The organism is Streptomyces sp. NPDC048496 (assembly GCF_043200055.1).
Lineage (GTDB): Bacteria > Actinomycetota > Actinomycetes > Streptomycetales > Streptomycetaceae > Streptomyces.
Window position 1 is genome coordinate 1 of record NZ_JBICXB010000098.1, and the last position, 8,745, is coordinate 8,745.

The 8,745-nt window shown below is 69.0% G+C and carries 8 protein-coding genes and 1 pseudogene; 4 read left to right on the forward strand and 5 right to left on the reverse strand.

Annotated features, from left to right (window positions below):
- The first annotated feature begins 165 nt into the window (after positions 1 to 165).
- Together ACGFSA_RS34285 and ACGFSA_RS34290 are read left to right on the forward strand one after the other, a co-directional pair.
- Positions 166 to 747: a hypothetical protein gene (locus ACGFSA_RS34285; RefSeq protein ID WP_393309965.1), complete on the forward strand. Its 582-nt coding sequence runs from the start codon at positions 166 to 168 to the stop codon at positions 745 to 747.
- Positions 744 to 1,544 carry a transposase gene (locus ACGFSA_RS34290; protein WP_393309967.1) on the forward strand — a complete coding sequence of 267 codons (801 nt, stop codon included), beginning with the start codon at positions 744 to 746 and terminating at the stop codon, positions 1,542 to 1,544. The genes ACGFSA_RS34285 and ACGFSA_RS34290 overlap by 4 nt, the downstream gene beginning before the upstream one ends.
- 327 nt (positions 1,545 to 1,871) lie before the next feature.
- Here the strand turns inward: ACGFSA_RS34290 and ACGFSA_RS34295 are convergent, their stop codons facing one another.
- From ACGFSA_RS34295 to ACGFSA_RS34305, 3 genes are all read right to left on the reverse strand, one after another.
- Positions 1,872 to 2,519: a hypothetical protein gene (locus ACGFSA_RS34295; RefSeq protein ID WP_393309969.1), complete on the reverse strand. Its 648-nt coding sequence runs from the start codon at positions 2,517 to 2,519 to the stop codon at positions 1,872 to 1,874.
- 412 nt (positions 2,520 to 2,931) lie between these two features.
- Positions 2,932 to 3,993, reverse strand: a complete 1,062-nt coding sequence (locus ACGFSA_RS34300; protein ID WP_393309971.1) for an alpha/beta fold hydrolase — start codon at positions 3,991 to 3,993, stop codon at positions 2,932 to 2,934.
- Between the two features lie 25 nt (positions 3,994 to 4,018).
- Entirely contained in the window at positions 4,019 to 5,278 is a 1,260-nt protein-coding gene (locus ACGFSA_RS34305) for an esterase/lipase family protein (protein WP_393309973.1), read from the reverse strand.
- A gap of 225 nt (positions 5,279 to 5,503) precedes the next feature.
- Between ACGFSA_RS34305 and ACGFSA_RS34310 the strand changes: the two are divergent.
- Positions 5,504 to 5,596, forward strand: a pseudogene (locus tag ACGFSA_RS34310) (IS5/IS1182 family transposase); the annotation flags it as partial.
- 355 nt (positions 5,597 to 5,951) lie between these two features.
- Here ACGFSA_RS34310 and ACGFSA_RS34315 read toward each other — a convergent pair.
- Positions 5,952 to 6,701, reverse strand: coding sequence for a hypothetical protein (locus tag ACGFSA_RS34315; RefSeq protein WP_393309975.1), 750 nt, complete (start codon positions 6,699 to 6,701; stop codon positions 5,952 to 5,954).
- Between the two features lie 239 nt (positions 6,702 to 6,940).
- Positions 6,941 to 7,660, reverse strand: coding sequence for an IS6 family transposase (locus ACGFSA_RS34320; protein ID WP_393309976.1), 720 nt, complete (start codon positions 7,658 to 7,660; stop codon positions 6,941 to 6,943).
- A gap of 284 nt (positions 7,661 to 7,944) precedes the next feature.
- On the opposite strand from ACGFSA_RS34320, the gene ACGFSA_RS34325 reads away from it, so the two are divergent.
- Positions 7,945 to 8,745: transposase (locus ACGFSA_RS34325; RefSeq protein ID WP_393309978.1), on the forward strand; the 801-nt coding region annotated here is incomplete at its 3' end.

The following is an 8,745-nucleotide window of genomic DNA, read 5'->3' on the forward strand; positions in this document are numbered from 1 at the left end:
CACGGTGGAGCCATGAATCCCACCGCAAGACCGCCCGAACCAAGACCATCGAGGACCTCATCGCAGCGTAATCAACCGGCCACCCGACAGGCTCTAAGGCTTGGATCATGAGCGGGTGGGGGCACCTTTCACGGGCAGGGTAGCGAGTGGAGTCGGGGTCTGGCGATGTCGGGGGACGGGAAGGGGCAGGTCGGGCATGTGGGCGGGGTGCATCTGCGGCTGCTCGCGGAGCGGACGGGGCTGACCGGGGCGCTGTCTGCGGCGCCGGCCCGGCCGGGGTTCGTGCCGCTGCACGACCGGGGGCAGGTGCTGGTGGACCTCGCGGTCGCGATCACCCTGGGCGCGACCTGCATCCGCGACATCCGGCTGCTGGAGCATCAGCGGCCGGTCTTCGGCGCGGTGGCCTGTCACCCCACCGTGTGGCGGGCGCTGAAAGAGGCCGACGAGCAGGGACTTTCCCGGATCGAGCGGGCCCGTGTGGCGGTGCGGCGTCGCGTGTACGAACTGCTGCGCGACCGGCCCGGGGGTTTCCCCGAGGTGGAGGTCGAAGGGGTGCCGCTGACCGGCTGGACCGTGATCGACAGCGACGGGACGCTGATCCCGGCACCGTCGGAGAGGGAGGGAGCCCACGGCACCTACAAGGGCTTCCTCGGACATCATGTGTTCGTCGCCACCTGTGACAACACCGGCGAACAACTGGCTGCGACCCTGCACCCGGCAATGTCAGCGCCAACGACGCCGAGGTGAACATCGACATCCTGACCCGGGCGGTGGCCCAACTGCCCTGGTGGCGGCGCCAGAAGGTCCTCTTCCGGGTAGACGGGGCGGGCTTCTCCCACCGGCTGATCGACTGGATTGCCTCCGCGGGCGGCCGCCAGAGCCCCACGTTCCGCTGGGAGTACTCCGTCGGCTGGGCCTTCACCGCACGCGAACAGGCCGCCATCGAGATCTGCGACAGGCAGGGCCTGTGGCAGCCGGCCCGCGGCGGCCCGGATGGCGGCGTGCGCGAGAACGCGTTCGTCGCCGACATCACCGCCCTGCTCGGCGACCTGCCGGGCCGGCCCCCGCACCACCGGGTGATCGCCCGCAAGGAACCCCTCCACCCCCGCTACATCAAGGACGCCGGCGTCTACGAGATCAAGCACGAGGCGCGCTACCAGACCTTCGCGACCAACCATCGCCAGGGGCAGATCGCCCACTTGGACGGCCGGCACCGCAAGCACGCCAGGATCGAGCCCAAGATCCGCGATCAGAAGGCTTCCGGGATCGGCCTGTTGCCCTCGCGCGAGTTGAACGTCAACGCCGCCTGGCTCACCGCCACCACCCTCGCCGCCGATCTCCGCTGCTGGTTCCAGCTCCTCGCCCTGGACGGCGAGATGGCCAGGGCCACTCCGAAGACGTTGCGCTACCGCGTCCTCCACGTGCCCGCCCGCCTCGTCCACGGCCGGCGGAAACGACGCCTGAAAATTCCCGGCACCTGGCCCTGGGCCGACATCATCATCCGCGCCTTCCGGTGCATCCTCGCTCTGCCGCACCCCACCTGACCAGCACGAACGATCACATCGAACGCCGAGAGGGGGCCACCAGCAGGTCCCGGGCCCGTGGAACCCGGCGTCATCCGGCACGTCAGCCGACGCGCACCCCTGACCGGCACCGTCCCCGGACAGGAATCAACGCGACATCACGGACGCAAGATCAACCGACTGCCGCTGTGAAACAACGAGGCCAGCGCAAGTTCTATCCCGGTATCGGGCTGAACCCTGAATTGGGAGCGAAAGCATGAGCGTCCTCATCGAGCCCGGCCAACTTGCCTACGAGAACGCCCTCATCTGGCTCGAGGACACCGAAGCACGCGGTCCCGTCGGTCCGGGTCAGAGCCCGAGCTTGCCCTTGATGTCGGCGACCTGGGGTCCGGTGTCCTCGGCGGGAAGCTTCCAGCCGTGCGGTGCCTGCGTACCGTCCGTGTAGACAAGCTTGCCGCCCTTCGCCTGCTCGGGTGTGAGGTCGAAGACCCGGGCGCGGGTGGCGGTGTCCCCCGGCTCGATGGCACCGGACGGGGGGTACCCGTCCAGGGTGACCTTCCCGGCGTTGCCGTTGCCCGCGGCGACGGGCGTACCGTCCGGGCCGATCCACTGCCAGCCGCCGCCCGGCGCGGGCTCCTCGTCGGCGGGGTTCGCGCTCATTGATTTCTCGCCCAGCGCGACGACCGCGAACACACCGTTCTGCGGTGACACTCCGGCGCCCTGTTCGGCGTAGACGACGGTCGTCGGGGTGATCTCCAGGATGCCGACGGTCTTGGCTCCGACGGTCCGGGACGGCTCACCCAAATCGACCGCGGCGGGACCCGTGTCGTCACCGGCGGGCGCGTCGGTGGCGCTCCGCGTGGGCGACGGCTGTGAGTGTGTGGGTGACGGAGACTGCTTGGCGTCGCCGCCGCTGTCCCCGGGCCCGGGGTCACAGGCGGTCAGGGCCAGACAGGCGGCGGCGACGAGACTGACGGTGAGCGGGATTCTGCGCATGATTGCCCCCCAAGGATTCGGTACGCAGGGGGACCGTAGCGCCAACAGATGGCGCACAGGAGAGCGGTCGCAGACTTGGGACCCAAGGGATACCACCGTGACAGATCAGCCACATTCCCATACGTCAGCAGTGTTCCCACACACCACACCGACCACACAGGCCACACGCGACGGATGCGCAGCGCGTGTCAGAGCGCGAGGAAGTCGAGAAGAGCCCGGCTGACCTCCTCCGGGTGGGTCCAGGCGGTGTTGTACGGGCCGCTCTGGACGGTGACGAAGGTGAGCCAGCCGAACCACCGACCGACCGGGCCAAGCGGCTGCCGGAACGACCACGCGTCGGCGATCCGGCAGCGGCGGGCCGGGAGCTGACGTCAAGATGTCGATGCTGATGGTGGCCTTGTGCCAGGCCGCTTCACCGGCCCGCGGTGAGGGTGTCCAGGAGGGCGGCGGTGAACTCCTTGGGTTTGTCGATGTGTACGGCGTGTCCGGCGTCGGGGATGGCAGTTTCGCGGACGTGGCCGCCCGTGGCGGCGTAGTGATCGAGTGCGTGGCGGGTCTGGGCGAGCATGGGTTGGGCAGGGCAGTGGTAGGCGCCGGGCCAGCCGGGTACGGCGCCGAGTGCACCGAGGTGGGCGAGGTCGAAGAGCGAGGTGTCGGAGACGATGAGATCGTCGGTGCCGCGGATCCAGCCGATGGGCGGTTTGGGGTCGATCCGGTGCAGGTCGTCAATACGGAAGTGGGTGGGGGCCATGGCGTTGAGGACACCTCGGGGGCCGGGGGCGGTGCCGGGCCAGTGGTCGCTGGGACGGGTGTCGCCGGGGTAGTGGTCGTCTCCGGTGCGGGTGGAGAGCATGGCGTCGACGAAGGCGTCCTCGAGTGCGGGGCGGAGCGGCGGTTTTACGTAGCTGGAGGCAAGGACAGCGCGGGGGGAGAGTGGTGAGTCCTCGCTGCGGTCGCCTTCGGTGAGGCGCTGGACGAATTCGGGGTTGACGGTGCCTGCGCCGGAGCCTGCGCCGTCGTGGTGGTTGAGTCGGCCGTCGGGGCCGTGGGTGCCGCCGAAGCCGTAGGGGGAGACGGGGTTGACGAGGGTGAGACTGCGGACGGCAGTGGGGTGATCGCGGAGGTGCTGGAGGGCGATGCCGCCGCCCATGCTCCAGCCGACGAGGTGGACGCGGTCGAGGGTGAGGGTGTCGCGTAGGGCGGTGAGGTCGTCGCTGTAGTCCCGGAGGCCGTGGGTGGCGTCGATGGGAAGGGGGTCGGTGCCGCCGAAGCCGCGGAGGTCGACGGCGAGGGGGCGGTAGGTGTGGGGCAGGTCGAGCATGGCCTGCTGCCAGAAGGTGGCGGCGGAGACGTTGCCGTGGACGAAGAGCACGGGTTCGCCGGCCCGGTCGGGGAGTTCGAGGAGGTTGAGGGTGAGCCGGGGGGTGGTGATGAGCCGAGCGTGGATGCCGGGGAGGAGTGCGGGCGTAGTCATGGTCCGTCCTTGGGGGAGTGGCAGGTCAGCCGAGCCAGGCGGCGATCTGGGCGCAGGCGGAGGAGTGCCAGCCAAGTTGGAGGTGGTTGGCGGTGGTGATGAGGGAGGTACCGGCAACGTTGGCGATGCCGGTGCGGTCGAGGGCACTGTTGACGAAGACCACACCGTCGCTGGGGCCGCGGTTCTCGTTGTAGATGCCGAGGACGTTGGGGGATCCGCCGGCGAGGAGGTAGGTGGCGACGGTGCCGGGGATGCCTGCCTTGTGGAGGGGGGTGATCAGGGAGCCGGCGTCGATGGCGGTCTGGATGCCACTGCCGGAGGTGTAGAAGCCCTGGCCACCGTGGTAGGTGGTGTACCAGTCTTGTTGGGTCATGTCGATGCCGTAGGCGGTGTCCCAGCGGGCGAGCATCTGGCGCTGTCCGGGATAGGCGTCGTAGCCGTTGGTGGGAGTGAAGGCGAATTCGGGGTGGGCGGTGTAGGTGCCGTAGCAGGTCATGTAGAGGTGGGGCGAGGGGGCGTTGACGCTGCCGCCGCACTGGGGCCAGACGCTGAAGTCGTGGGCCCAGCCGTGGGCGTAGGGGTAGTCGTAGCCGCCGTTGGGGCCGCCGAGAGTGATGAGGCGGCGTACGTCTCCGGCGTAGGGACGTCCCCAAGTGGGGTGCAGTGAGGAGACGTAGGCTCGGGTGGACATCTCCCCCTTGCTCCAGCCGACGAGGTCTACCTGGCTGACGCCGAGCCGGTCCTTGATGACGGCGATGGCGTCGCCGACCTGCTGGGCCTGCATCAGGTTGTCGCCCTGCTTATGGGCGAAGTTGATCGCGAAGACGCGGTAGCCGCGGTCGGCGAGGTACTGCATGAGTCCGGTGCTGGGGCAGGAGATGGTGCCGCAGCCGTAGCCACCGGCTTCGCCGGGGTTGGCCCAGGCGCGGTCGGCGTTGTCGTTGGCGCCGTGGACGAGGAGGACGGGGGTCGGGTGACTGCCTCTGTTCCAGCCGGGGGCGGAGTAGAGGAGAAAACGGCCGGAGTAGGGCTGTTTGACGCCGCTGAAGAAGGTGCGTCGCTGGCCGTCCTGGTCGCCACGGCCGTCCGGGGGGTACTGCTCGGAATGAAAACCGCTGGTGGTGTCGAGGTAGCGGTCGACGCGATCCCAGCCGTTGGCAACGGTGGTGTAGGTGGCTTCGAGGGTGAGGTAGGTGGGTGGGGCGGCGTGGGCCGGTGTGGTGGCTGCATTGAGGCTCAGCAGTGTGAGAAGCAGGCCGAGCAGGGTGCTCGTTAATCTGCGCATCGCGGCTCTCCCGTCCGGGGCGGGCTCTGTGGTCCAGGTCCGCCACGGTAGGGCGGTGCGGGAGACCTCCCCCATGGGGTGGACAGCCATAGATGCGGGTCGGGGGGTGTGCGGTGTCGCCATGCGCTGAGGGACGCATGGCTCCCCGGAGAGGGGCTCGGTGATGCGGGGCCCTATGGGTTTCGTCAATGGCGTGCCTGATGCGGCTGAACCGCAGGACGCAACCGTCGGCTGGCCCGCGACTACGAACGGCTGACCGCGACCTCCGAGGCCATGATCAAGGTAACGATGATCCGCTTGATGCTCGTCCGGCTCGCCGGGCAGTCCTCGCGGTGGAGCCATGAATCCCACCGCAAGACTGCACGAGCCAACACCGTCGAGGACTACATCGCAGCGTAATCAACCGGCCCCCCCGACAGGCTCTGAGCCAGCGACCAGGCGACCGGCTTCACGCGCCCGTCCTGGTCGGGTCGTACTTGCAGCAGGCAGGCGGCCTCGACGTTGTCCGGCGTGACTTTTTCGAGGCGAAGTGATGAAGACGTGTCGGCAACCTACAGAGCGTGCCGAGATTCCACCGGGATTAACCGCCGACGCACCGTTCGGGAGCACACTCGCCCTCGTCACGGCTCCGGGTCGTGACGAGGGCGTCCGGACAGTTCTCCTGCGGGAGGCGTCAGTTGGCGGGGGCCTGGTAGAGGCCCCGGCCGGCGCGGTGCGCCCGGGAGGTGGCGACGAGCCGGTCGAGGGTGCTGCGTACGGTGTTGATGCTGTTGGCGGTGAGCTCACGCCCCAGGGCCTTCGTGACGTCACGGGCACGCACGGGGGTGTCGCCGAACCCGGACAGCACCTTCATGGCCATCTCGGTGAGGCTGCCACTGTCGTCGACGGCCGGAGCGGCGGTCGCGGCCTTCTTCGGTGCCTTGGCCTTGGCGGGCTTGGCGGTCGCGGCGGACTTGGTGCTCTTGGCGGCGACGGCCTTCTTGGCCTGGCCGCGTTCGGTCTTCGGCTCGGCGGGAGCCTGCTTGCGGCCCTTGGGCACAGACGCCTTCCGGGCGGTGCGGCGCGCAGGGGCGGCCGCTGCCTGCTCCTGCGGGGCCTCTGCCTGGACGGCCGAGGCGATGGACTCCTGCGCCTGCCGCGGAATCCTTGGAGCGACAACGCCCTCCGCTTCAGCCTCAGCGTCGGCTTGCGCCTTGACGTCCGCTGCCTTGACGTCCCGCGCCTCCGTGTTCGAGGAGGGAACAGGAGCAGAAGACAGCGCACGCAGAGCTGTCAGAGCAGTCCGCACCGACTCCAGACGTTCGGTGACAGTCGCGAGTTCTTTCTCCAGGGCTTGCTGGTGCTGTTCCAGGCGGGGAAGTTCCGCCTGCAGCAAGGCAGTTGTGGCATCGATGGTGCCCAGTGTGTTGGTCTCGGAGGTCATGTTGTCGCCCTTCTGTCCCGGCCGACCGTTGGTGACCGATGTGTTGCAGCGTAAGGGGTGTTGTGTTGTGGCCGGAAATCGGCCCTCCGGTATGTGCCGCCAAGAGGCACCGTCAGCACGGTCGGCTCGTACTGCAACCGCATCTGGGGTGACCATCAAGACTGGCGCTGTCACGTTGTTGGGTGTGTGAGTGCCTGACGGTGTGTCGGGTGTGGTGGGGCCGGGTTCCGGCTCCGTGCTCAGGCCGCGGCGGGCAGGTCGGCGACGCCGGTGACCTGGTCCCAGATGGCGAAGCGGGTGGTCATCTCGGTGCGGTATTCGGGGGCGGTCATCAGGTGGCGGCGTGGTCGGAAGTGGGGTGGGATGCCGCTGAACGCGGACAGGAACTGCTGGGCTCCGCCGACGCTACGGAAGCCTTTCATGGCGCGTTCGCGCTGCCGGGTGGGCTGGTGGCTGTTGTCTGCCCGGTTGTTGAGGCCCTTGTGGGAGCGGTGCTCGACGGAGGGCATGACCTCGCGGTGGGCCGCGCCGTAGGAGCGGAGCTTGTCGGTGACGATCACCCTCGGCACCGTGCAGGTTCTCTTGAGCAGTTTGCGGAAGAAGCGCCGGGCCGCGGCCTTGTCCCGGCGGGACCGGACCAGGATGTCGAGCACGTTGCCGTCGGCGTCGACGGCCCGCCACAGGTACTTCTGCTCTCCGTTGATCTTCACGAAGACCTCGTCCAGGTGCCACTTGTCGCCGGGCCGGGGCCGCCTCCGGCGCAGGCCGTTGGCGTAGGCCTGCCCGAACTTCGCACACCAGCGGCGGACCGTCTCGTGGGAGACGACCACGCCGCGCTCGGGCATCAGCTCCTCGACCTCGCGGAACGACAGCGGGAAGCGGTGGTACAGCCACACACAGTGGGCAATGACCTCGACCGGGTACCGGTGCCCCTTGTACGACGGCGATGCGCTGTCCACGGACGACCCCTCCCAGCATGACAAACCAGAAGATCATCCCACCCGGTCAGTCAACGTGACTGTGAGGATGATCGGGTGCCGCTCCGGGCGGTGGCTTGACTCGCAACGTGACTGGCCGTGTGCCTTGGCATTGATCTGTCGGCTGCCTGCTCGGTGCGGTGCGTGCTGCCGCCGGGCAGGGGACGTGTCCCGATAGGGGCCTTCGCGACAGGCACCGTCACAGTCTTGACCGCCCCGGCCCGGCGACGGCCACCAGCACCTAAGGCGATCAGGAGAAGGCGACCTTGCCCAGCATCACGCAATCCGCTGCCCCGTGTCACATCCCGGCCGACGCCGCCGAGGAGGTCCTGCTCGGCGTGGACACCCACAAGGACGTTCACGCCGCGGCTGTCATCACCATGCTCGGTGCCGCCCTGGAGGGCCGGAGCTTCCCAGCGACCGCGCAGGGATACCGCCAACTCGTCACCTGGGCCCGCTCGTTCGGAGTGGTGCGACGTGCCGGCGTCGAGTGCACCGGCTCCTACGGGGCGGCCTTGGCCCGCCACCTGCACGCCGAGGGAATCGAGGTCACAGAGGTCAACCAGCCGGACAAGGCCGCCCGCCGGCGCCACGGTAAGACCGACGCCGTCGACGCCGAGGCCGCCGCCCGCGCCGTGCTGTCCGGACGCGCCACCGCCACGGCGAAGACGAGCGACGGCCCTGTGGAGATGCTGCGGCTGTTCAAGCTCGCCAAGGGATCCGCAATCAAGTCCCGCACCCAGGCCATCAACCAGCTCAAGAGCGTCCTGGTCTGCGCCGACTCCGCCCTGCGCGAGGCCCTGGCCAGCCTGACCAACCCGCACCTGATCAAGCGGTGCGCCGCACTGGAAGCTCTGGACGCGACCGGTCCTGCCACGGCTGCCCGGCACACCCTGCGGCTGCTGGCCCGCCGAATCCAGCACCTGACCGAGGAGATCGACGACCTGAACCAGCGGATAGCCGAGGCCGTCAAGGCGAGTACGCCCGGTCTGCTCGACGTACGCGGCGTCGGCCCGGACAGCGCCGCAGCCCTGCTCATCGCCGCAGGTGACAACCCCGAACGCCTC